General features: G+C 73.1%; 16 protein-coding genes. 8 read left to right on the top strand and 8 right to left on the bottom strand.

Translation table 11 applies throughout. From position 1 onward, the window contains the following. Positions 1-16: 16 nt before the first annotated feature. Positions 17-5,551, bottom strand: coding sequence for a pullulanase-type alpha-1,6-glucosidase (gene pulA / locus J2S66_RS35215; RefSeq protein ID WP_310313606.1), 5,535 nt, complete (start codon positions 5,549-5,551; stop codon positions 17-19). A gap of 307 nt (positions 5,552-5,858) precedes the next feature. Here pulA and J2S66_RS35210 point away from each other — a divergent pair, with 307 nt between their 5' ends. After that, positions 5,859-6,929, top strand: a complete 1,071-nt coding sequence (locus tag J2S66_RS35210) for a 3'-5' exonuclease (RefSeq protein WP_310315332.1) — start codon at positions 5,859-5,861, stop codon at positions 6,927-6,929. 23 nt (positions 6,930-6,952) lie between these two features. Here the strand turns inward: J2S66_RS35210 and J2S66_RS35205 are convergent, their stop codons facing one another. Genes J2S66_RS35205 through J2S66_RS35195 form a run of 3 tightly spaced genes read right to left on the bottom strand, consistent with a single transcriptional unit; the run spans position 6,953 to position 11,357 of the window. Beyond that, complete coding sequence (locus J2S66_RS35205; protein WP_310313604.1) at positions 6,953-7,366, bottom strand: DUF4233 domain-containing protein; 414 nt, start codon at positions 7,364-7,366, stop codon at positions 6,953-6,955. Next, positions 7,363-8,727, bottom strand: coding sequence for a bifunctional tetrahydrofolate synthase/dihydrofolate synthase (folC, locus tag J2S66_RS35200; protein WP_310313602.1), 1,365 nt, complete (start codon positions 8,725-8,727; stop codon positions 7,363-7,365). Before folC ends, J2S66_RS35205 begins: the two co-directional genes overlap by 4 nt. Beyond that, positions 8,724-11,357: a valine--tRNA ligase gene (locus J2S66_RS35195; protein ID WP_310313599.1), complete on the bottom strand. Its 2,634-nt coding sequence runs from the start codon at positions 11,355-11,357 to the stop codon at positions 8,724-8,726. Before J2S66_RS35195 ends, folC begins: the two co-directional genes overlap by 4 nt. 247 nt (positions 11,358-11,604) lie before the next feature. On the opposite strand from J2S66_RS35195, the gene J2S66_RS35190 reads away from it, so the two are divergent. The 3 genes from J2S66_RS35190 (at position 11,605) to J2S66_RS35180 (ending at position 15,682) form a co-directional block, all read left to right on the top strand. Continuing rightward, on the top strand, positions 11,605-12,501 hold the full coding sequence (locus J2S66_RS35190; protein ID WP_310313598.1) for a hypothetical protein: 897 nt from the start codon (positions 11,605-11,607) through the stop codon (positions 12,499-12,501). A 240-nt stretch (positions 12,502-12,741) separates the two neighbouring features. After that, a complete protein-coding gene (locus J2S66_RS35185) occupies positions 12,742-15,036 on the top strand; it encodes an FdhF/YdeP family oxidoreductase (RefSeq protein WP_310313595.1) in 2,295 nt (764 codons plus the stop codon). A 163-nt stretch (positions 15,037-15,199) separates the two neighbouring features. Next, on the top strand, positions 15,200-15,682 hold the full coding sequence (locus J2S66_RS35180; protein ID WP_310313592.1) for a hypothetical protein: 483 nt from the start codon (positions 15,200-15,202) through the stop codon (positions 15,680-15,682). Between the two features lie 18 nt (positions 15,683-15,700). Here J2S66_RS35180 and J2S66_RS35175 read toward each other — a convergent pair whose 3' ends face one another. Further along, a complete protein-coding gene (locus tag J2S66_RS35175; RefSeq protein WP_310313587.1) occupies positions 15,701-17,224 on the bottom strand; it encodes a phytoene desaturase family protein in 1,524 nt (507 codons plus the stop codon). 154 nt (positions 17,225-17,378) lie between these two features. On the opposite strand from J2S66_RS35175, the gene fdhD reads away from it, so the two are divergent. The 4 genes from fdhD to J2S66_RS35155 all read left to right on the top strand — a co-directional run bounded on the left by fdhD (position 17,379) and on the right by J2S66_RS35155 (position 21,096). Further along, the gene (gene fdhD / locus J2S66_RS35170; protein ID WP_310313584.1) at positions 17,379-18,203 is read left to right on the top strand and encodes a formate dehydrogenase accessory sulfurtransferase FdhD; all 825 of its coding nucleotides are present in this window, start codon (positions 17,379-17,381) and stop codon (positions 18,201-18,203) included. After that, positions 18,200-19,366, top strand: a complete 1,167-nt coding sequence (locus tag J2S66_RS35165) for a CaiB/BaiF CoA transferase family protein (RefSeq protein WP_310313581.1) — start codon at positions 18,200-18,202, stop codon at positions 19,364-19,366. The genes fdhD and J2S66_RS35165 overlap by 4 nt, the downstream gene beginning before the upstream one ends. A gap of 55 nt (positions 19,367-19,421) precedes the next feature. After that, positions 19,422-20,285 (top strand): alpha/beta hydrolase, encoded by an 864-nt coding sequence (locus J2S66_RS35160; RefSeq protein WP_310313578.1) that lies wholly within the window; start codon positions 19,422-19,424, stop codon positions 20,283-20,285. A gap of 64 nt (positions 20,286-20,349) precedes the next feature. Further along, the gene (locus tag J2S66_RS35155; RefSeq protein WP_310313575.1) at positions 20,350-21,096 is read left to right on the top strand and encodes a methyltransferase domain-containing protein; all 747 of its coding nucleotides are present in this window, start codon (positions 20,350-20,352) and stop codon (positions 21,094-21,096) included. Positions 21,097-21,114: 18 nt separating this feature from the next. Here J2S66_RS35155 and J2S66_RS35150 read toward each other — a convergent pair whose 3' ends face one another. The 3 genes from J2S66_RS35150 to J2S66_RS35140 all read right to left on the bottom strand — a co-directional run bounded on the left by J2S66_RS35150 (position 21,115) and on the right by J2S66_RS35140 (position 23,820). Then, on the bottom strand, positions 21,115-21,702 hold the full coding sequence (locus J2S66_RS35150) for an RBBP9/YdeN family alpha/beta hydrolase (RefSeq protein WP_310313572.1): 588 nt from the start codon (positions 21,700-21,702) through the stop codon (positions 21,115-21,117). Between the two features lies 1 nt (position 21,703). After that, a complete protein-coding gene (gene clpX / locus J2S66_RS35145; protein ID WP_306747200.1) occupies positions 21,704-22,984 on the bottom strand; it encodes an ATP-dependent Clp protease ATP-binding subunit ClpX in 1,281 nt (426 codons plus the stop codon). A 209-nt stretch (positions 22,985-23,193) separates the two neighbouring features. Beyond that, on the bottom strand, positions 23,194-23,820 hold the full coding sequence (locus tag J2S66_RS35140; protein WP_015098818.1) for an ATP-dependent Clp protease proteolytic subunit: 627 nt from the start codon (positions 23,818-23,820) through the stop codon (positions 23,194-23,196). Positions 23,821-23,833: the final 13 nt, after the last annotated feature.

Below are 23,833 nucleotides of genomic sequence, written 5' to 3'. Positions count from 1 at the left end.
CGACGAGCGCCGACCGCTAGCGGGTCAGGACCACCACCGAACGGGGCGGGACGGTGACCGCGCCGCCGGCCGCGGTGGCCTTGTCGGTGCTCAGGGCGTGGGTGGTCCAGTCCCCCGCGACGGCGGCGGACTTCGCCACCGGGTACGGGTTGACCACGACCAGCACGCCGTCCAGCGCCGGGTCGACGTCCGGGCCGACCGTGTCGTCCAGGTGCGCGACGACGAGACCGGGTTCGGCGGCCGGGAACGACAGCTTCCGCTGCACGAGCGCCGCGTCGTTCAGGCTGAACAGCGGCGACGACCTGCGGATGCGCAGCAGTTCCAGGGTGTTGCCCACGGCCGTGCGCATGTCCGCCGACGACGGCTTCAGCGCGGCGTTCGCGAGCAGCGGCGCGGCGTGGGGCCACTTGTCCCGGTTGTCGGGGGCCGGCGGGAGGCCGCGGCCGAACCCGTTGTCCCGCAACGACGGGTCGTAGCGGTTGAACCAGTCGCCGGAGTCGTAGCTGTTGCGGTCCAGCGACTTGGAGCGCAGGAACTCCGCCCCGGCGTGCAGGAACGGCTGGCCCTGCCCGAGCAGCACGGGGGCGAGCGCCACCTTCTGCATCCGCACCCGGTCCGCCGGCGACGTGCCGACGGGCAGCTTGAACGTCTGAGAGTCGTGCAGCGTCTCGTTGTCGTGCGCGTCGACGTAGGTGATCACGTCGGCCGGCCCGCCCGCGTACCCGGCGGGTGAGCCGTTGTACGTCACGTCACGGCCGGCGACCGTGCCGCCCGACGTCGACTCGAACCGGTAGGACGCCATGTTGCCCGCCATGCCCAGCTTCACCAGGTCGGTGTAGTCGGCCAGGCGCGCGGCCACGTCGCCGTTGGCCGGGGAGTCGTTGAGGTCGCCCGCGAGGCCCGACCCGAGGCCCTGCACGCGCGGGTCCTCGTCGAACGGCCCGCCGCCGCGCACGGCGTCGCGCAGCCGGTCGCTGAACGTGCCGATGCCGGTGCCCGCCATGTTCGCCTGGGTGGCCTGCTCGAACCGGGCGTTGCCGGCGACCTCGCCGAAGTCCCAGCCCTCGCCGTAGATGCGGATGTCGCGGCCGTCCACGCCGTCGCGCTCGACGGTGAGGGCGTCCAGGGCGGCCCGCACGGCGAGGACGTTCGCCTTGGGGTGGTGGCCCATCAGGTCGAACCGGAACCCGTCGACCTTGTACAGCTTCGCCCAGCGCACCGCGGAGTCCACGACGAGCTTGCCCATCATGGCGTTCTCGGTGGCGGTGTTCGCGCAGCACGTGGAGTTGGCGACGGTGCCGTCGAGGTTCAGCCGCTGGTAGTAACCCGGAACCACCTTGTCGAGCACCGACGTCGCGGCGTCACCGGAGGCGGCGGTGTGGTTGTAGACCACGTCCACCACCACGCGGTTGCCGTTGGCGTGCAACGACTTCACCATCTCGCGGTACTGCTTCGAGCGCGCCCACCCGGTCTGGGCGTCGTCCGTGGCGTAGGAGCCCTCGGGCACGTCGTAGTGGAACGGGTCGTAGCCCCAGTTGAAGCCGTCCTCCGCCGCCGCCTCCGCGACGCACGCCTGCTGCGCCTCGGACGCCGGGGGCAGCGAGCCCAGGTCGCAGGCGGGTCGTCGCTGGTCGGCGCGCTTCTCGGGGATGGTGGCGATGTCGAAGGTGGGTAGCAGGTGCACGGTGTCCAGCCCGGCCTCGGCGAGCTGCCGCAGGTGCGTCATGCCGGTGGACGAGCGGTGCGTGAACGCCTTGTAGGTGCCCCGGTCGGCGGCGGGCACGGACTCGTCGCCGATGGAGAAGTCCCGCACGTGCAGCTCGGTGACGCCGTGCTCGGTCGGGTCGTCGCCGAGGCCGCGCGCCACCTCCGACGCCCAGCCCTCGGGCATCGTGCGGGCGTCGCCCAGGTCGGCGAACTGCGAGTGCGTCGAGTCCACCGCGAGGGCCACCGAGTACGGGTCGGTCACGCTGACCGTGCGCCCGGCGACCGTGACCTCGTAGAGGTAGTACTTGTCCTTCCACCTCCCGGACGCCGACCACGAGCCGGACGCGTCGTCCCGGACGAGGTCCACGGTGCGGACGGGGTCGCCGGCGGGCCGGTCGTAGAGCTTGAGCTTCACCGACGACGCGGTGGGCGCCCACAGGCGCGTGGTGACGTCGGCACCGGCGAACGTCGGCCCGTAGGCCAGGCCGGTCGCGGCGGCGGCGAACCGGTCGTCCAGGACGCCCGCGACCTGCACGCCCGTGCGGTGGCGCAGCCCGCCGCCGGAGTCGACGTGCACGGCGGAGAGCCTGCCGCGCAGCGCCTCGTCCACCCGGCCGGTGTCGGCGGCGCGGACCTCGAACACCGGCTTGCCCCGCAGGTGCGGGAACTTCTCGGGCACGGCCTCGGTCGACGGGTCGAGCCGCAGCACCTTGCCGTCGTACTCGATGCGGTAGCCGTCGGAGGCGACGACCGGCACGTCCCACACGACGAGGTCCTTCGTCACCCAGATCGCCTTGGCCTTGGTGAGGTCGTCCTCCACGGCCTCGCCGCCGGACGGGGGCAGCACGTAGGAGATCGAGCCGTCGGCCTTGGTGGAACCGGACACGTACCAGACCTCGTGCCCGGTGCCGGAGACGTCGAGGAACTGGTCGGGCCCCGGGTCCTTGGCGTCGCCCTTGTGGATGATGTTGCTCAGCCCCGGCGCACCGGGTTGGAGGGCGACGGACCAGTAGGCGCCGAAGCCGTCCGCGCCGTCGGGCACGCGCGACTGGTTCCAGCCGGGGCTCGGTTCCAGCGACCCCGTCCAGTGGTACAGCGTCCAGCCGGCGTAGTCGCCGTCCGGGCGGTTGTAGTGGATGACGGCGCGGTTCTCGGCGGCGGCGAGGCTCGCGTGCACCTCGCCCCCGGCGACCCAGGCGTGACCGGCGGTGCGGCCGGTGGCCTCGACGACGCCGTCGCGCACCACGGAGAACTCGACCGGGGACGTCGTCGGGATCGTCGCGACTCCCCCGGTGAACGGGTGGTCGGTCGTGCCGACCCGCGCGACGAGGCCCGTCGCGTCACCGGTGTGCGTGACGACGGCCCGACCGGTGGCCGCGACCTCGGTGGGGTGCACGGCGGTCCGCCCCTGCGCGAGCCACACCTGCGGCGTCGCGCCCGGGTCGACGAACCGGTCGCCGTCGGTGTCCTTCTCGTCGCCCTTGTGCGCGATCAGGCCGACCGACCGCGCGCCCGGCTTCAGCTTCACCCAGGCGAACCGGCCGTACGGGGTCTCCCCCGCGAACGGCAGCGGCGCGTCCCACGTGGGGGCGCTCTCCACGTCGCCCCACACGTGCAGGCCCCAGCCCGCGTAGTCGCCCGCCGGGCGGTTGTAGTGCACGACCAGCCAGTCCGAGGACGTCGCGCCCGGCGGTTCGACCGGCGGCGCGGCGACCAGCCCGACCGTCGCGCCGTCCGCGCCCAGCGCGCCCCGCGCGTCCTTCGCGACGACCCTGACCTCGACGTCCTTGCCGACCGCCGCGCCCGGCAGGGACGCCAGGTCGGCGAACGCGCGGTACGGCGCGGCGTCGTCGGTGCCGATGACCTGCCAGTCGCGCTCGCCCGCGACCCGCGCGGCGAACGTGGCCTGCGCGTACGGGGAGGTGACGCCGTCGGCGCGCAGCTCCACCCGGTCGTCCAGCACGGTGCCGGCGGGCGGCACGACCAGCGTCGGCGCGGGCGCGGCGGACGGCAGCCTGCCCGTGCCCTTCAGCACGAGGGCGGACAGCGCGGGCACGGTCACGGTGACCTTGCCGTCCTTCGCGTTCACCTGCGACCCGGCCGACGGCCACACGGGCCGGTAGCCGGCGCCGGACGCGGGGACCTCGACGGTGGCGGGCGCGGTGCCCGCGTTGGCGACCACGAGGTGCTCGACCTGCCGGTCCCGGGCGGTGCGGCTGAACGCGAGCACGTCACCCCGGGCCAGGCGCAGTGCCTGGTTGCCGTCGCGCCACACCGGGTCGGCGTCGACGAACCCGGCCAGCGCCTTGAGCTGCCGGTACAGCGGGTGGTCGGTGCGGAAGTTGTCGACCGCGCCGGTCCGGTCGCTGCCGATCAGCTGCTCGGCGGCGTACTCCGGGGTCTTCGAGGCGAACATGTCCTGCCGGGCGTCCTTGTCGCCGCCCGCGCCCGCGAAGCCCTGCTCGTCGCCGTAGTAGACGACCGGGTTGCCGCGCCACAGGTACATGAGGGCGTTGCCCAGCTCCAGCCGGTCCAGCAGCTCCGCCTCGGACGCGCCGGGCCGCTTCTCCCCCACCATCCACGCGATGCGGCCCATGTCGTGGTTGCCCAGGAACGTGGGCAGCGAGGAGGCGTTCGAGTCGGCGTCGGTGTAGCGGTCGTCGTCGACGAGCACCTCGGCGAGCCGCTCCGCGCCGCCGCCGGACAGGAACGTCGCCGCTCCGCTCTGGAACGGGAAGTCCAGCGTCGCCTGCATGCGGCCCTCGGTGGTGTAGCGCGAGGTGAAGGCGGGGTCGGCGTCGAAGACCTCGCCGAAGACGAAGAAGTCCCGCTTGCCGCGCATCTCCGCGTACCGCTGCACGTGCGGCGCGAGCGCCTGCCAGAACTCCATGTTGACGTGCTTGACGGTGTCGACGCGGTAGCCGTCGATGCCGAGCGTGTCGATCCAGCTGGTGAAGATCCGCTTCATGCCCCTGACGACCGTCGGGTGCTCGGTCATCAGGTCGTCGAGGCCGTGGAAGTCGCCGTACTCGGCCGACTCGCCGCTGAACGTCGAGTCGCCCCGGTTGTGGTAGAGCGACGGGTCGTTCAGCCACGCCGGGGTCTTCTGCCCCCGCACCACCGGCGTGTACGGCCCGGTGATCTCCGGGAAGTCCTCCCGCCCCGCGATGGCGGAGATGTCGACCGGGTTGCCGCGCTCGTCCAGGTAGGGCTCGGCGCCCGTGCTGACGTAGTCGTACTCGCCCTCGGCGTGCCCGATCAGGTCGGCGGTGTGGTTCGCGACGATGTCGAAGAACACCTTGATGCCGCGCCGGTGCGCGTCCCGGATGAGGTGCCGCATGTCGTTGGTGGTGCCGAAGTGCGGGTCGAGCCGGGTGAAGTCGGTGGTCCAGTAGCCGTGGTAGCCGGCGGACACGTCGGTGCCGGAGCCCTGCACCCACCGGTTGCGGAACATCGGGGTCAGCCAGATCGCGGTGATCCCCATGCCGTCCAGGTAGTCGATCCTGTCGCGTAGGCCCTTGAGGTCGCCGCCGTGGTAGAAGCCCTTGTCAGCGGGGTCGAAGCCGGTGGTGAGCCGATCGGCGGCCGACGTGCCGCCCCGGTCGTTGCGCGGGTCGCCGTTGGCGAACCGGTCGGGCATCACGAAGTAGAACCGCTCTCCCCTCAGGTCCTCGCGCAGGGCGTCCCGGGCGAGCGAGCGGTCCCCGGAGCGGGTGCCGGGCGCGACGTCGACGACCGAACCGACGGCGAGCCGCCCGGCCGCCTCGGCCCGTTCGGCGACCGCCGGGGGTGGTGTGAACGGCACAACTGCCAGGGCGATGAGCGCGGCGACGGCCCGACGCATCGCGACCTCCTTGTCGCAAGTTCTTGCAACCCGCCCCGGCACGGACGGCGGGGCGGGTTGCACAAAACCACGACAATCCCGGTCGAACAAGCCCCAGACGGCTGCAACTCCTTGCAGGACCTTGCGAGTTCGGCTCGGCAGGGCCGGCGCTCTCGTGGTCCTCCGCGGTGAAACGAACGGCGCGCCGCCGCGATGCACACGTCATGTGCCGAGGCCGCCGGCCCGCGTCCACGCTCGCTCGGCCGGCGATAGCGTTCCGGTCGAATCGGAATCGAAGCGGATCGAGGAGGAACAGCGGTTGAGCACGGTGTACCGGGAAGAGGTGCCCGCGCACCTGATGACGGTGGCGCAACTGCGGTCGTCGGGGAGGCGACCGCGCGACCCCGGTGTCGCCAGTGGGTGGCTGGAGCGGGTGTTCGAGGGCGACGTGTGGCGCACGCCGCTCTACGACGCGCGGTCGGCCAGGCCGTTGCCGGCTCCCGCCCGACCCCCGGCACCCCCGTCGACCGCGTCGGTCACCGCCCCGTCGTCACGGGCCGGGGCCGCCGCGTGGGCCCGTGACGTCCTGCGGGCCCGTGACGCGGTGGTGCTGGACACCGAGCTGACCGACTTCGCGGGCCGCGTCATCGAGGTCGCCGTGCTGTCCGTCGACGGCACCGTGCTGCTGAGCACCCTGGTCGATCCCGCGGGCGCGCCGATCAACCCCCACGCGCAGCGCAAGCACGGCATCTCCCCGGCCGTGCTGGCAGGTGCGCCGACGATGGCGCAGGTGTGGCCGCGGCTGGAGGAGGCCCTGCGGGACAAGGTGGTGATCGCGTGGAACGCCCCCTTCGACCAGGCGCGGTTGCGCGACGAGCACCAGCGGGTCGTCGGCGCCGCCGCGCTGCCCGAGTGGTTGGCACGGCCGTGGGAGTGCGCGATGCGCCGGCACGCCGCCTGGGTCGGCGAGTCGAACGGCCGGGGCAGCGGGTATCGCAACCACAAGCTGGAGGGCGGCCACCGCGCCGAGGGCGACTGCCGGGCCGTGCTGGACCGGCTGCGGCAGATGGCGTCCACGACGCCGGGTGGGGCCGCCCGGGTCGAACCGGCGCCGGTCGACGAGTCGGACGGCGAGCACCACCACCACTGGCAGGGCACCCGGCAGGGCACGGCTCTGGACGACTGGATCAGGATCGCGCCGGGGCGGATCTGCGGCGAGATCGCCGGAGCCGCGGACGGCGGCCCCTCCGAGGACGACGGGGTGGATGCCTTCTACGGCGTCGACCACACCGCCCGCTGCGTGCCCGACGCCGTGTGCCGGACCGTCCTGCGGCTGGCCGACGGGGATCGGTTCGACGAGGCGATGCGGCTGGTCGAGGAGCACGTCCTCGCGCCGTGAGACCGCGTCCGCGCCCCGCCGGGCTACTGCTTCTCCGAGGGCTGCTGGCTGGGCAGGCGGCCTTCCGCCATGCGCTTCGCCACGTCCCGCCGCAGCCACAGCAGGTACACCCACACCAGCGAGAAGACGATGCCGATCGCGCCCAGGGCGGTCAGCGCGAACCACGACGCGATCATCACCACGTGCAGCGCGACGATCACGTACACCGCCCACCCGCGCTTGAGGACGGCGCAGGTGGCGATGAACGCGACGATCAGACCGAGCACGAGGTAGCCGGTGCCCGTGCCGATGCCGCCACCCAGCTTGGCCACCACGGGCAGCGCCAGGGCGACGACGATCGCCTCCAGGACGAGCGTGCCCGCCATGATGCCCCGGAAGGACTTCATGGGGTCCTTCTTCGGCGCGGGGGGCGGGGACGGGGCGGCCGGGGTGGTCACGCGGGCTCCTTGCCGAAGAGGGCGCGGGCCTCGCCCGCGGTGACGACCGAGCCGGTGACGATCACGCCGCCGCCGGAGACGGTGTCGCCGTCGTCGTTCTCCTCGGCCAGTCTCACGGCTTCCTCGACGGCGTCCACGAGGTGCGGCTGGACGACCATGCGGTCCTCGCCGAAGATCGAGACGGCCACGCCCGCCAGCAGGTCCGGGTCCATCGCGCGGGGCGAGGAGTTGGCGGTCAGGACCACCTCCTGCACGACCGGTTCCAGGGCCGACAGGATGCCCACGGCGTCCTTGTCGTCCATCACGCCGACCACGGCGACGAGCTTGCGGAAGCCGAACTCCTCGTCGAGCGCCTTGGCGAGCGCTTCGGCGCCGTGCGGGTTGTGGGCGGCGTCGACGAGGACCGTCGGGGCCGCCCGGACGCGTTCGAGGCGGCCCGGGGAGGCGACCGTGGCGAACGCCTCGCGCACCGCCTCCACGTCGAGCTGCCGGTCGGAGCCCGCGCCGAAGAAGGCTTCCACGGCGGCCAGGGCGAGCGCGGCGTTGGCGGCCTGGTGCGCGCCGTGCAGGGGCAGGAACACGTCCTCGTAGACGCCGCCGAGGCCCTGGAGCCGCAGCACCTGCCCGCCGACGGCGATGTCGCGGCGGAGCACCCCGAACTCGGAGCCGGCGCGGGCGACGCTGGCGTCGACCTCGGCGACCCTGCGCAGCAGCACCTGCTCGACGGCGGGGTCCTGCTCGGCGAGCAGCGCCACCGCGCCGGGCTTGATGATCCCGGCCTTCTCCTCGGCGATGCCGGCGAGGTCACTGCCCAGGTACTCGACGTGGTCGAGGCCGATGGGGGTGATGACCGCGATGCGGCCGTCGGCGATGTTGGTGGCGTCCCAGGACCCGCCCATGCCGACCTCGACGACGGCGACGTCGACGGGCGCGTCGGCGAACGCGGCGAACGCCATGCCGGTGAGCACCTCGAACTTGCTCATCGGCACGTCGCCGCGCGCGTCGACCATCGAGAGGTACGGCTCGACGTCGCGGTAGACCTCGACGTAGCGCTCGGGGCTGATGGGCGCGCCGTCGATCGAGATCCGCTCGGTGGCCAGCTGGAGGTGCGGGCTGGTGTACCGGCCGGTGCGCAGGCCGATGCGCGTGAACAGCGCGTCGACCATCCGGGAGGTGGACGTCTTGCCGTTGGTGCCGCCGATGTGCACGACGGGGTAGCCGCGCTGGGGGTCGCCGAGGAGGTCGGCGAGCGCCTGGACGCGGGTGAGGGTGGGTTCGAGCTTGGTCTCGGGCCAGCGGGTGTTCAGCTCGGACTCGACCTGCCGGAGGTCGTCGAGGCCGGCCGCGTCGTGCCCGCTCACGACTGGGGGAGGGTGTCGAGGCGGGCGTGGATGCGGTCGATCTCGGCGTTGGCCGCCGCCAGGCGGGTCTGGATCTTGGCGACCACGTCGGCGGGCGCCTTGGCGAGGAACGCCTCGTTGCCGAGCTTGCCCTCGCACTGGGCGCGTTCCTTCTCGGCGACGCCGAGGTCCTTGGCGAGGCGCTTGCGCTCGGCGGCGACGTCGATGGTGCCGGACAGGTCCAGCTCGACCTTGACGGTGCCCTGCGGCAGGCCGACGTCGAGGGACGCGGAGGCGTTGAAGCCGTCCTCGGGTTCGGTCATGCGGGTGAGGGCGCGGACGGCCGGCACCTGGTCGGCGAGGTCGACGCAGCAGGCGCCGCGCACCTTGCCGGCGACCTTCTGGGCGGGCTTGAGGCCCTGGTCGGAGCGGAACCGGCGGATCTCGGTGACGAGCTTCTTCAGGCCCTCGACGCGCTGGGCGGCCACCTCGTCCCGCTCGACGCCGCTGGGCGCGGGCCACTCGGCGACGACGACGGACTCGCGGCCGGTGAGCGTGGTCCACAGGGTCTCGGTGATGAACGGCGTGAGCGGGTGGAGCAGCCGCAGCACGACCTCCAGCACGTGGCCGAGGACCGCCTGGGTGGCCTCGGCGCGGGCGCCGCCCTCGGCGAGCTGGACCTTGGCGAGTTCGAGGTACCAGTCGCAGAACTCGTCCCACGTGAAGTGGTAGAGGGCTTCGCTGAGCTTGGCGAACTGGAAGGACTCGAACTGGCCGTCGACGTCGGTGACGAGCTGGTCGAGGAGGTCGAGGATCCAGCGGTCGGCGTCGGTGAGCCGGTCGCGGGCCGGCACGGGGCGGGCGACGGTGGCGCCGTTGTTGAGGGCGAACCGGGAGGCGTTCCACAGCTTGGTGGTGAAGTTGCGGGAGCCGGCGGCCCACTCCTCGGCGATGGCGAGGTCGGAGCCGGGGTTGGCGCCGCGGAGCAGGGTGAAGCGGGTGGCGTCGGCGCCGTAGGAGTCCATCCAGTCGAGCGGGTCGATGCCGTTGCCGCGCGACTTGGACATCTTCTTGCCGTGCTGGTCGCGGATGAGACCGTGCAGGAAGACGTGGTCGAACGGCTGGACGCCGTCCATGGCGTAGAGGCCGAACATCATCATCCGGACGACCCAGAAGAACAGGATGTCGTAGCCGGTGGACAGGACGCTGGTCGGGTAGAACTTGGCCAGGTCGTCGGCGGAGTCGGGCCAGCCGAGGGTGGAGAAGGGCCACAGGCCGGAGGAGAACCAGGTGTCGAGGACGTCCTCGTCCTGGCGCCAGCCCTCGCCGGCGGGGGGCTGCTCGTCGGGGCCGACGCAGACGACCTCGCCGTTCGGGCCGTACCAGACGGGGATGCGGTGGCCCCACCACAGCTGGCGGGAGATGCACCAGTCGTTGAGGTTGTCGACCCAGTCGAAGTAGCGCTTGGCCAGCTCGGGCGGGTGGATGGTGGTGCGGCCGTCGCGCACGGCGCCGGAGGCGGCCTCGGCGAGCGGCGCGACCTTGACCCACCACTGCATGGACAGGCGGGGCTCGATGACGGTGTCGCAGCGCGAGCAGTGGCCCACGGAGTGCTTGTAGGGGCGCTTCTCGGCGACGATGCGGCCCTGCTCGCGCAGCGCGGCGACGACGGCGGGGCGCGCCTCGAACCGGTCGAGGCCCTCGAAGGGGCCCTTGGCGGTGATGTTGCCGAGGCCGTCCATGACGGTGAGGGCGGGCAGGCCGTGGCGCTGGCCGATCTCGAAGTCGTTGGGGTCGTGGGCGGGGGTGACCTTGACGGCGCCGGTGCCGAACTGGGGGTCGACGTGCTCGTCGGCGACGACGGGCACGTGGCGGCCGGTCAGGGGGACCTCGACCTCGGTGCCGATGAGGTGCCGGTAGCGCTCGTCCTCGGGGTGCACGGCCACGGCGGTGTCGCCGAGCATGGTCTCGGCGCGGGTGGTCGCGACGACGATGGACCTGTCGCCGGAGCCGTAGCGGATGGAGACGAGCTCGCCGTCGTCCTCGGAGTGGTCGACCTCGATGTCGGACAGCGCGGTCCGGCAGCGCGGGCACCAGTTGATGATGCGCTCGGCGCGGTAGATGAGGCCGTCGTCGAACAGCTTCTTGAAGATCGTCTGGACGGCCTGGGACAGGCCCTCGTCCATGGTGAAGCGGGTGCGGCTCCAGTCGACGCCGTCGCCGAGGCGGCGCATCTGGCCGAGGATGCGGCCGCCGACCTCCTCGCGCCACTCCCAGACGCGTTCGAGGAACTTCTCGCGGCCGACGTCGTGGCGCGACTTGCCCTCGCCGGCGAGGGCGCGCTCGACGGCGGTCTGGGTGGCGATGCCCGCGTGGTCGGTGCCGGGCAGCCACAGGACCTCGTAGCCCTGCATGCGCCGGCGGCGGCTGAGGGCGTCCATGATGCTGTGGTTGAGGGCGTGGCCCATGTGGAGGCTGCCGTTGACGTTGGGCGGCGGCAGGACGATGGAGAACGGCGGCTTGTCGCTGGTGGCGTCGGCCGTGAAGTAGCCGCGCTCGACCCACCGCTCGTACAGCCCGGCCTCTACCTCGGCCGGGTTCCAGGCCGGCGGGAGTTCGGTGCGCTGGGGTGCGGTGGGGGTCTCAGTCACGGTCGAAGTCTACGGAGGGCCGGCTATCGACTTCTCACCAGATAGCTGGTACCGCCACCGACGTGTGGTGCCGCACCCCCGTCGGGTCGGGTTGAGCAGGGGCTCGTGCCGGCGCGGGCGGCCGGGGCACCGGTGGGGCGGCACCGGGTCGGCCGGGGGTCGCCGGCACCGGGACGTGTCGACTTCGCGGCGATTTCCTGCTAACGCCTTGGTGTGGGCGGAATGGGACCTAGGGGAATGGGGCCTGGTGGACGAGTACCGGATCGAGGACCACCCGGACCTGCGGGACCCGGGGTGGTCGCGGCAGGCCGTGCGGCGGGCCGAGCGGGAGGCGCGGTGGCGGCGGTGGCGGTCGCGGCGTCCGTCGCGGCGGTTCTGGGCGGGGTCGGCGATCGCGGCGGCGGCGGTGCTGCTGGCGTGGGCGGTGTTCGCGACGCAGGGCGGGGACCCGGCGGCGGGACGGCGGGCGGTGGACGTGGACGACCCGTTCGCGGGCACGTCTGCGGCGGCGTGGGCGGACGGCGAGGCGGGTGTGGTGGCGCCGGCGGCCGTCCCGGTGGGGTCGTTCTCGGCCGAGGAGGTGGCGGGGGCCTACGAGCGGGTGCGGCGGGCGGTGGTGGTGGCCCGGTTGGACCGGCGGGTGGTGCAGGACCGCGACGTGGAACCGCTGCTGTCGTTGTTCGCGCCGGACCTCCGGGAGTCGGTGCGGACGCTGTTCGACGGGCGCAACGACGGGGAGGCGGCGCTGGTGGCGACGCGGGTGGCGGACGGGGTGCGGTTGGCGGGCGTGGAGCCGAAGGTGCGGGGCGGCATGGAGGCGGCGGTGGGGCCGTCGGGCGAGCTGGTGGTGCGCACCGACTACTCGTTCGCGTACGCGTTCGAGGCGGCCCGGCCGGAGGAGCTGCGAGGGCCGGAGGACCTGGTGGCGATGACCCGGTTCGAGGTGCGGTACTCGCTGCGCGAGGGCGGTCCGGGGGTGGCGGGGCTGTGGGCGGACGAGTCGGCGGGGTTGTTCGACTCGGTGGCGTGCCCGGCGGCGAGGCGGGGTTTCCTGGCGCCGGCGTTCACCGATCCGTCGCTGCCGCCGGGGCTGTCGTTCGACGTGGGCTCGCCGTCGTCGGCGTCGGACGGCTGCCCGGGGTGAACCCCCGGACCAGCGGCACCCGTTCGGCCGATTCACTAAGGTGTGACGTCGCTCACAATTGGCGTTGATCACCGGATCGGCGCAGGTGAGGACGCCGGATTCACGGGTCGGTGAAACCCCTTGCGACCCGTGACAGCGGTCCCGCGTCGCCCTTCGGCGAGCGGTCGATCGGGAGACCGCCGGCGCGCTCGCGCGGGGTGCGCCGGCGGCACGCACGTCATCCGGTCGCACAATGGGGTCATGGAGCGCAGGCCACCTCAGCAGGACATCGACGAGTCCCTGATCGACGTGAGCGAGCCGAAGCGCTGGGCGGCGGGCGTCCCCGGCGTGGCGGTGGCGCTCAAGCGCGGTGTCGAGCAGATGGGGGTGGCCCGCACCGCGACCACGTTGCGGCTGCTGAACCAGCGCGAGGGCTTCGACTGCCCGGGGTGCGCGTGGCCCGAGCCGCAGGGGCACCGCAGGCTGGCCGAGTTCTGCGAGAACGGCGCCAAGGCGGTGGCGGAGGAGGCGACGCGCCGCCGCGTCGGCCGGGAGTTCTTCGCGGCGCACCCGGTGGCCGAACTGGCCGGGAAGACCGACTACTGGCTGGGGCAGCAGGGCCGGATCACCGAGCCGTTCGTGCTGCGCGAGGGCGCGACGCACTACGAGCCGATCGACTGGCAGGACGCGTTCTCGCTGGTCGCGGAGCACCTGAACGGCCTGGCGAGCCCGCACGAGGCCGTGTTCTACACCTCGGGCCGCACCAGCAACGAGGCCGCGTTCCTGTACCAGCTGCTGGTGCGCTCGTTCGGCACGAACAACCTGCCGGACTGCTCCAACATGTGCCACGAGTCGTCGGGCGCGGCGCTCTCGGAGACCACGGGCATCGGCAAGGGCTCCGTGGGCATCGACGACTTCGCGCGCGCGGACCTGATCGTGGTGGTGGGCCAGAACCCCGGCACGAACCACCCGCGGATGCTCTCCGCGCTGGAGGACGCCAAGCGCGGCGGCGCGCGGATCGTGGCGGTGAACCCGCTGCCCGAGGCGGGGCTGCTGCGCTTCAAGAACCCGCAGAACGCGCGCGGCCTCGTCGGCGCGGGCACGCAGCTCGCCGACGAGTTCCTCCAGATCAGGCTGGGCGGCGACCAGGCGCTGTTCCAGGCCGTCGGCAACCTCCTGCTGACCTGGGGCGCCGTCGACGAGGAGTTCGTCGAGGGCCGCACCGACGGCTTCGACGCCTACGCCGAGCACGTGCGGGACCTCGACTGGGACGCCGTGGACGCCGCGACGGGCCTGCCGCGCGCGCAGGTGGAGCTGCTGGCGCGGATGCTGGCCGACTCGGAGCGCACCATCTTCTGCTGGGCGATGGGGCTGACCCAGCACCGGCACTCGGTGCCGACGATCCGCGAGATCGCGAACGTCGCGCTGTTGCGCGGCATGATCGGCAAGCCCGGCGCGGGCCTGTGCCCGGTGCGCGGTCACTCCAACGTGCAGGGCGACCGCACCATGGGCATCTGGGAGAAGATGCCGGAGAAGTTCCTGTCGGCCCTGGAGTCGGAGTTCGGCGTCGCGGTGCCGCGCGAGCACGGGTTCGACACGGTGGCGTCGATCCGGGCCATGCGCGACGGCCGGGCGAGGGTGTTCTTCGCCGTGGGCGGCAACTTCGTCTCCGCCGCGCCCGACACCGCGGTCACCGAGGCGGCCATGCGCGGGCTGGACCTGACCGTGCACGTGTCGACCAAGCTCAACCGCTCGCACGTGGTGCACGGCCGCACGGCGCTGGTCCTGCCCACCCTCGGCCGCACGGAGAGCGACCTCCAGCACTCCGGCGAGCAGTTCGTCACCGTCGAGGACTCGATGTCGGTGGTGCACCGCTCGCGCGGCGCGCTCGCGCCCGCGAGCGACCGGCTGCTGTCGGAGGTGTCGATCGTGTGCCGCCTGGCGCGGACCGTGCTGGGCGCGGACCACCCGGTGCCGTGGGAGGAGTTCGAGAAGGACTACGACCTGATCCGGGACCGGATCGCGCGCGTCGTGCCGGGCTGCCGGGACTACAACGAGCGGGTGCGCCGGCCGGACGGGTTCGTGCTGCCGCACGCGCCGCGCGACGCCCGCGAGTTCACCGGCACCCGCACCGGCAGGGCGCAGTTCTCGGCGAACGAGCTGACCGTGCTGGAGGTGCCGGAGGGCAGGCTGCTGTTGCAGACCCTGCGCAGCCACGACCAGTACAACACCACCATCTACGGCCTGGACGACCGCTACCGGGGCGTGCAGGACGGGCGGCGCGTGGTGTTCGTCAACCCCGACGACCTCGTCGGACTGGGCCTGGCCGACGGGCAGCACGTCGACCTGGTCAGCGAGTGGCCGGAGGACCCGACGGGGGTCGTCGAGCGGCGGGCCGAGCGGTTCCGGGTGGTCTCCTACCCGACGGCGCGCGGGTGCGCGGCGGCGTACTTCCCCGAGGCGAACTCCCTGGTGCCGCTGGACTCCACGGCCACCGTGTCCGGCACGCCCACGTCGAAGTCGATCGTGGTGCGGTTGGCGGAAGTCGCGGACTGACGCGGGCCGCCGGGTTGCCGTGCGCCCGTGACACGGGGGCACCGGTGGACCGTCCGGGGTGTTCTCGTGGCGGCGCGGCCACGTCGACCGGCTCGTGCACCTCTCCTGCGGCGCGTCCCGGGCACGGGGTAACGCCTGCGGCCGTTCGGGCGAACACAGGGGTGTGACCGCAAGGACCGCGCTCGTCGCCGCCGCGCTGCTCGCCCTCGCGGCGTGCACCTCGGCGCAGGACGCCGCGCCCGCCACGCAGGCAGCGCCGTCCACCACGGCGACCGATTCGGCGGGCGTGAACTGCGACGACGCGCCGCAGGACGTGGTCGCGACGGCGTTGGGGCTGCGCCTCCAGCACTCCCGGCAGGCGATCCGCGACACCGTGGTGACCTGCACCTACGACGGGGGCGGCGCGGTCGTGCGGTTCCGCACCGGCGCGGACGCGGCGTCGTTCGCCGAGGGGAGGGGGGCGCAGGACCACGTCGAGGACGTGCCCGGCTTCCACGACGAGGCGTACCGGGCCACGACCACCAGGGGCGAGGTCGTGCAGACCGTCGTGGCGGCACGGCGGGGCACGGTGGAGATCACGGTCACCTCCGGCGCGACCGTCGACCGGGCGACGCGGCTGGTCGACACCCTGTTCGCCCGGCTCTGACCCGCGCCCGCGCCGGCTCTAGCGGGCCTCCAGCACGGCCATCGCGGCGTTGTGACCGCCGATGCCGCTGACCCCGCCGCCGCGCCGCGCGCCCGCCCCGCACACGAACAGGTTGGCCACGTCGGTCTCCACGCCCCAGCGGCCCACCTCGTCGTCGTCCTCGGCGAACGGCCACGCCAGCCCGTCGTGGAAGATGTTCCCCCTGGGCAGGCCGACCTCCGCCTCCAGGTCGAGCGGCGTGCGGGCCTCCAGGCACGGCCGGCCCTCCGCGTCGGTCGCCAGGCAGGCCGCGATCGGCTCCTCCAGCACGGCGTCCAGGCCGGCCAGGTAGCGGCCGACGAGCTGCTCGCGCAGCCCCGCGTTGTCGGCCTCGAACAGCGCCGCCGGAGTGTGCAGGCCGAACAGCGTCAACGTGTGGAAGCCCCGCTCCACCAGGTCCGGCGCGAGGATCGACGGGTCGGTCAACGTGTGGCAGTACATCTCCGCCGGCAGCACCGACGGCACCGCGCCGGCCGCGCTCTCCCGGTAGGCGGTCTCCAGCTGCGCGTAGGACTCGTCCAGGTGCAGCGTGCCCGCGAACGCCACCCCCGGGTCCACCCCCGAGCGGAACCGGGGCAGCCGCTCCAGCAGCATGTTCACCTTCACCTGGCAGCCCTCGGCCACCGTCCTCGGCTCCCGGCCGCGCAGCCGGTCCAGGGTGGCCGGGGCGGCGCCGGACAGCACGAACCGCGCCCCCACCACGCGCCCGTCGAACTCGACCTCCGCCGTGCGGCCGTCGGCGTCCACCCGGGACACCTCGACGCCGGTCACGACCTCCGCGCCCGCCTCGCGCGCCACCCGCTCCAGCTCCGCGGTCACCGCGCCCATGCCGCCCACCGGCACCCGCCACTCGCCCGAGCCGTTGCCGACCACGTGGTAGAGGAAGCACCGGTTCGCGGCCAGGTCGCGCAGGGACGCGTGCGTGCCGATCAGCCCGTCCGTGGCGACGACGCCGCGCACCAGGTCGTGCGTGAACAGCTCCTCCAGGGTCTCCGCGAGCGGCCGTTCCACCACCTGGTCCCACAGCCGGGCGCGCGCCACCGAGTCCACCCGCAGGCGGGCGTGCTCGCGCGACACCAGCGGTTCCAGCATGGTCGGCGCCAGCGCCCGCGCCAGCGCCTCCAGGTCGTCGTACCAGCGCCGCCAGCGCTCGAACTCCGCGTCGGACCCGGTCAGCGCGCGGAACGACGCGGCCGTCGCCTCCCCCGGCCGCCGCTCCACGAGCAGGTCGCCGGCGGGCGTGTACGACGACGCCGAGCGCGACCGCAGCTCCAGCCGCAGCCCGAGGTCGGCCACCACCCGGTCCGGCAGCAGGCTCACCAGGTACGAGTAGCGCGACAGGCGCGCGTCGACACCGGGGAACGCCCGCTCGCTGACCGCCGCGCCGCCGACGTGGTCGAGCTTCTCCAGCACCAGCACCGAACGGCCGGCCCGCGCCAGGTAGGCCGCGGCCACCAGCGCGTTGTGCCCGCCGCCGACCACCACCACGTCGTAGGAGTCCACCCGGTGATCCTAAGGGGCCGGGAACGCCCGGCCGCGGTCCTCGGCCGGGCGACGGGGCCGTCACCTCGCGGCCGGCGGCGCACCCGCCGCCCGGTACCTCCGTAGCCTGGTCGGTGGACTCGCGAAAATCCCGACCAGGTGAAGGAGGTGCGCCGTGGGACGGGTCACCGTGCGTCGCCCGGTGGTCGCGTACGCGCGACGGGAACGCCGTTCGAAGATCGACACCCTCGCCGCCGAGGAGCCGTTGGAACTGCGCGTGAACGGCAAGGCCCTCGCCGTCACGATGCGCACGCCGGGCAAGGACGTGGAGCTGGCGCACGGGTTCCTGCTCAGCGAGGGCGTCATCGGCGGCCTGTCCGACATCGCCGTGGCCCGGTTCTGCGAGGGCGCCGGACCCGACGGCGTGAACACCTACAACGTGCTCGACATCACCCTCGCCGACGGCGTCGCGCCACCCGACGCGGGCGTGGAGCGCAACTTCTACACCACGTCGTCCTGCGGGGTGTGCGGCAAGGCCGCGCTGGACGCGGTCAAGCTCAAGACCCGCTTCTCCCCCGCCGCCGACACCTCCACCGTGGACGTGGACGTGCTGGCCGCCCTGCCCGACGCGCTGCGCGAGCGGCAGAAGGTGTTCGCCTCCACCGGCGGCCTGCACGCCGCCGGGCTGTTCACCACATCGGGTGACGCCCTGGTGGTGCGCGAGGACGTGGGCAGGCACAACGCCGTCGACAAGGTCCTCGGTCGGGCCGTGCTCGACGACCGCGTACCACTCGCCGGGACTGTGCTGATGGTGTCCGGGCGCGCGTCGTTCGAGCTGGTCCAGAAGGCCGCGATGGCGGGCGTGCCGGTGCTGGCCGCGGTGTCCGCGCCGTCGTCGCTGGCCGCCGACCTGGCCGAGGAACAGGGCGTCACCCTCGTCGGGTTCCTGCGGGGCGACTCGATGAACGTCTACACCGGCGCGGAGCGGGTGGTCCCGTGAAGCCCTTGGACGGCGTGCTCGTGGTCAGCCTCGAACAGGCCGTCGCCGTCCCCTACGCCACCCGGCTGCTCGCCGACCTCGGCGCCCGCGTCGTCAAGGTCGAGCGGCCCGGCGGCGGCGACTTCGCGCGCGACTACGACAGCGCGTGCGGCGAGGTCTCCTCCTACTTCGCCTGGACGAACCTCGGCAAGGAGTCCGTCACCCTCGACCTCAAGCAGCCCGCCGGCCGCGAGGTGCTCGACCGGCTCGTCGCCCGGGCCGACGTGGTCCTGTGCAATCTCTCGCCCGCCGCCGCGCGTGGACTGGGCGTGGACTCCGGGGCGTTGCGCGCGACGAGACCGGACCTCGTGGTCGGCGAGCTGTCCGGTTACGGCTGGGACGGCCCCTACGCCGGGCGCAAGGCGTTCGACGCGCTCGTGCAGTCCGAGGCCGGGCTGGTCGAGCTGACCGGCGACGGCGAGGTCACCGCCCGCGCCGGGATCTCGGTGGCCGACATCGCGGCGGGTGTGCAGCTCCAGTCCGCGGTGCTCGCCGCCCTGCTGCGCCGCCACCGCACCGGAGAGGGCGCCACGCTGCGGCTGTCGCTGTTCGAGGCGCTGGCCGAGTGGATGCACCAGCCCATGCTGTACGCGGTGGGCACCGGCGCCGCCGCGCCGCGCACCGGCGCCCACCACCCCACCATCACGCCCTACGGGCCGTTCCCGTGCGCCGACGGCGCCGTGCACCTCGCCGTGCAGAACGACCCGCAGTGGCGGCGGCTGTGCGACGTGCTGGGCGTGCCCGGGCTGGCCGACGACCCGCGCTTCGCCACCGTCGCCTCCCGCGTCGAGCACCGCGCCGACCTGCACCGCTCGCTCGACTTCGGCGCGTGGACGGCGGCCGGGCTGCTCGCCGCGCTCGACGCCGCCGACGTGCCCGCCGCCCGCACCCGCGGCGTCGCCGACCTGCCCGCGCACCCCCAGGTCACCGCCCGCGACCGCCTCGCCCGCGCGACCGTGCCGGGCGGGGAGATCACCGTCCTGCGGCCGCCCGTGGACTCCTCCGCGTGGGACTGGACCCCCGGCGCCGTGCCCGCGCCGGGCGAGCACACCGAGCACGTGCTGCGCGGGCTCGGCTACACGGAGCAGCAGGTGGAGGCCCTCCGGACCGCATCCGTGATCTGAGGAAACGTCGCACCCGCCCCGCGCGATGGGTGGGCAGGGACTCGCTGGAGGCGACATGGTCAGCAGGCGCACGGTGCTCACCGCGTCGGTCGGGAGCGCGCTGGCGGCGGTCGGGATCGCGGCGGTGCACGGCGACGCGCCGTTCGGCGAGGCGCTGCGGCACGCCGTGGGCGTGGCCGGACCCGTGCCCGCCGTGAAGCGGGCCGTCGTGCGGGTCGAACGGGTGCGCTCCGAGCACCGCGGCCGTGAGGTCGACCTGCTGACGCTCGTCCCGCCGGGCGTGCCCACCGGGGGCCTGCCCATGTCGATCCTGCTGCACGGCCGCTACGGCACGGCGCGCCTCGCCGCGTTCGGCGGCCTGCCCGAGGTGCTGGTGGCGGCCGTGGGCCGGGGTTCGGTCCCGCCGTTCGGGTTCGTCGCGGTCGACGGCGGCGACAACTACTGGCACGAGAACCACCCCGGCGACGACCCCATGGCCATGCTCCTGGAGGAGGTGCCCACCTGGCTCGCCGAACGCGGCTACGGCGCGCCGTTCGCCTGCACCGGCGTGTCCATGGGCGGCTTCGGCGCCCTGCTCTACGGCCGCCGCCGCACCGAGCGCCGCGAGAGGACCGCCGCCGTCGCCGCCGTCTCCCCCGCCCTCATCACCACGTGGGAGGAGATGGCGAAGCGCGACGCGTTCCGCGGCCCCGAGCAGTGGGCCCGCCTCGACCCGCTCAGGAACCTCGACAAGCTCGGCGACGCGCCGATCGGCGTGTGGGTCGGCGACCGCGACCGGTTCGTCGACGGCACCACGACCCTGCTGAAGAACGCGAAGCTGGCCGTGGAGTCCGTCACCCCCGGCGGCCACGACGACGCGTTCTACCGCAGGATCGTCCCCGACGTCGTCCGCTTCCTGGGCCGCCGCGTGCCGCGCTGAACCCTTCACACGACCCGCACGCCTCCCCACCGGGACCTCCACGCGGCCGTGGTTGCCTCGGCGCATGCCGACGACGCTCCCGGACCCCATCGACTACCTCGACCACGCGGCGCGCGAGGGCCGCGGCTACAAGCTGCGCCTGCTGGACGCCCTGGACCTGCGCCCCGAGGACACCGCCCTCGACCTGGGCTGCGGCCCCTGTACCGACCTGCCCGCCATGGCCGAGCGCGCCGGTTCCGTCATCGGCGTCGACCTCGACCCGGTCATGGTCGCCGAGGCGCGCCGCCGCACCGAGGGTCTGCCCGTCGAGGTGCTCCTGGGCGACGCCCACGCCCTCCCGCTCGACCCCGGTTCGGTGAGCCGGGTCCGGGTGGACCGCGTGCTGCACCTCGTGCGCGACCCGGCGGCCGTCCTCGCCGAGGTCGCGCGGGTCCTGCGGCCCGGTGGGCGCGCCGTGCTGGCGCAGCCCGACTGGGAGACCCTCGTCCTCGACCCGGGCGCGGTCAGCGTGAACCTCGCGTTCAACCGGTTCGTGTGCGACCGCGTCGTCCGCCACCCGGTGGTGGGACGCCGGTTGGCCCGGCTCGCGTCCGGCGCGGGGCTGCGCGTGGAGTCGGTCGGGACCACCGCCCCGGTGCTGCGCGACTTCGACACCGCCGACCACCTGCTGGGCCTGACCCGCAACGCGCACCGCGCCGTCACCGCCGGCCACCTCACCCGGGCCGCGGCCGACGCGTGGCTCGCCGACCTGGCAGCCGGACCGTTCCTGGCGGCGTTCACCCTGTTCCGGGTGGTCGTCACCGCGCCCTGAGGGGCGGCGGTGCGGGGTTCAACGCGGCGTCAGGGGCGTCCGGCCGCTGCGGACCCACTTCAGCACCGCGGCCCACGGGCCGTACCCGGAGTCCACGTTCAGGTGACCACCGTCGAGGATGACGTCCACCTCGACCCGCAGCGCCTCGGCCAGCAGCTTCGCCTTCCCGACCGGGCAGTACCGGTCGTCACCGCCCACCACCAACCGCGTCGACGCGGCGGCCCGGCGCAGCGCCGCCGGGTCCGTGACGGGGTGCAGGAACTCGTGGATCAGGGGCTCGTCGGCGTAGTCGGGCGCGGGCGGGGCGACCAGGAGGACCCGGTCGACCCGCAGCGCCCCGTCGAACTCCCCCGCCGCGTGGTGCAGCCACAGCAGCCCTGCCAGCGAGTGCGCCACGACCACCCGTTCGGATGACGTGGGCATGGCCGCGAGGTGCGTGCCCAACTCGTCCAGCCACACCGCCAAGCGCGGTGAGTCCGGGCCGGTGAACTGCGGCAGGTCGACCGTCCCACCGTGGTGGGCCAACTCGCCCGCCAGCCAGTTCTGCCAGTGCGCCGGCCCGGAACCACCCAGTCCGTGCAGGATCAGCGCGTGCGGGAGGGACAACTCACGCCGACTTCTCGCGGCGCTCCCGGCGCGAGGGCTGCCGGGCCACGATCGTCGGGTTCACGTTCTCCTTCACGGTCTGCTCCGTGATGACGACCTTGGCGACGTCCGTGCGGCTCGGGATGTCGTACATCACCGGCAGCAGGACCTCCTCCATGATCGCCCGCAGGCCACGCGCACCGGTGCCGCGCAGGATCGCCTGGTCGGCGACGGCCTCCATGGCGGTGCGGGTGAACTCCAGCTCGACCCCGTCCATCTCGAACAGCTTCTGGTACTGCTTGACCAGCGCGTTCTTCGGCTCGGTGAGAATCCTGACCAGGGATTCCTTGTCGAGGTTGGTGACGCTCGCGACCATCGGCAGGCGGCCGATGAACTCGGGGATCAGGCCGAACTTGATCAGGTCCTCGGGCATCGAGTCGGCGAAGTAGTCCGCCGCGTCGACCTCCGCCTTGGTGCGCACCTCGGCGCCGAAGCCCAGGCCGCGCTTGCCCACCCGGTCCTGGATGATCTTCTCCAGGCCCGCGAACGCGCCCGCCACGATGAACAGCACGTTCGTCGTGTCGATCTGGATGAACTCCTGGTGGGGGTGCTTGCGCCCGCCCTGCGGGGGCACCGACGCGGTCGTGCCCTCCAGGATCTTCAGCAGCGCCTGCTGCACACCCTCACCGGACACATCGCGCGTGATCGACGGGTTTTCACTCTTCCGAGCGATCTTGTCGACCTCGTCGATGTAGATGATGCCCGTCTCGGCGCGCTTGACGTCGTAGTCCGCCGCCTGGATGAGCTTGAGCAGGATGTTCTCGACGTCCTCGCCCACGTAGCCGGCCTCGGTGAGCGCCGTGGCGTCCGCGATGGCGAACGGCACGTTCAGCATCTTGGCGAGCGTCTGGGCCAGGTAGGTCTTGCCGCACCCGGTCGGTCCCAGCATGAGGATGTTCGACTTGGCGAGCTCCACGCCGTCGTCGCGGCCCTCACGGCCCCGGTCACCGGCCTGGATGCGCTTGTAGTGGTTGTAGACCGCCACCGAGAGCGTGCGCTTGGCCTCGTTCTGGCCGATCACGTACTGGTCGAGGAACTCGTGGATCTCGGCGGGCTTGGGCAGCTCGTCGAGCTTGACGTCGCCGGCCTCCGCGAGCTCTTCCTCGATGATCTCGTTGCAGAGGTCGATGCACTCATCGCAGATGTAGACACCCGGTCCGGCGATGAGTTTTTTCACCTGCTTCTGGCTCTTGCCGCAGAAAGAGCACTTCAGCAGGTCGCCGCCGTCACCGATACGTGCCATGACCGCTGACCTCTGTCCCCTCCGGCGCACGACCTGGTGAGGTGCGCCTGACTGCTGGTGTGGCGAGTGCCCGCTGGGTGCGGGGTTCCGCCCGTTCCCCTCGACGGTACCTGGCCTACCCGCCTGTGCGGGAGGACCAGCGTGCCCCCGACACCCCGCACCGGGGGTGAACCCCGGTCGGCTCGGCGTGTCGGGGGCCTCGCCGCGGACTACTTCGCCGAGAGCTTCCGGTAGGGCAGGACGCTGTCGACGATGCCGTACTCCCGGGCCTCCTCGGCCGTCAGGATCTTGTCGCGCTCGATGTCGAGGCGCACCTGCTCCGGCGTCCGGGAGGTGTGCCTGGCCAGCGTCGACTCCAGCAGGCGGCGAACGCGCTGGATCTCGTTCGACTGGATCTCCAGGTCCGACACCTGGCCGTACACGCCCTCGGTGGCCGGCTGGTGGATCAGGATGCGGGAGTTCGGCAGCGCGTGGCGCTTGCCCGGCGTGCCCGCGGCCAGCAGGACCGCGGCGGCGGAGGCCGCCTGGCCCAGGCAGTAGGTCTGGATGTCCGGGCGGACGAACTGCATGGTGTCGTAGATGGCCATCAGCGAGGTGAACGAGCCACCCGGCGAGTTGATGTACATCAGGATGTCGCGGTCGGGGTCCTCCGACTCCAGCACGAGCAGCTGGGCCATCACGTCGTTGGCCGACGCGTCGTCCACCTGCACGCCGAGGAAGATGATGCGCTCCTCGAACAGCTTGTTGTACGGGTTGGACTCCTTGATGCCGTAGCTGGTGCGCTCGACGAACGACGGGAGCACGTACCGGGACTGCGGCGCGTGGAACTGGCTCACTTCACTGTCTCCT

It is taken from the genome of Saccharothrix longispora (assembly GCF_031455225.1).
Lineage (GTDB): Bacteria > Actinomycetota > Actinomycetes > Mycobacteriales > Pseudonocardiaceae > Actinosynnema > Actinosynnema longispora.
This window is presented reverse-complemented; position numbering and strand designations above follow the sequence as displayed.

Excerpts from the sequence above, each read along its gene's own strand:
- pulA (WP_310313606.1), bottom strand. The coding sequence starts at position 5,551 with ATGCGTCGGGCCGTCGCCGCGCTCATCGCCCTGGCAGTTGTGCCGTTC.
- J2S66_RS35185 (WP_310313595.1), top strand. The coding sequence starts at position 12,742 with ATGGAGCGCAGGCCACCTCAGCAGGACATCGACGAGTCCCTGATCGAC.
- J2S66_RS35160 (WP_310313578.1), top strand. The coding sequence starts at position 19,422 with ATGGTCAGCAGGCGCACGGTGCTCACCGCGTCGGTCGGGAGCGCGCTG.
- J2S66_RS35155 (WP_310313575.1), top strand. The coding sequence starts at position 20,350 with ATGCCGACGACGCTCCCGGACCCCATCGACTACCTCGACCACGCGGCG.
- clpX (WP_306747200.1), bottom strand. The coding sequence starts at position 22,984 with ATGGCACGTATCGGTGACGGCGGCGACCTGCTGAAGTGCTCTTTCTGC.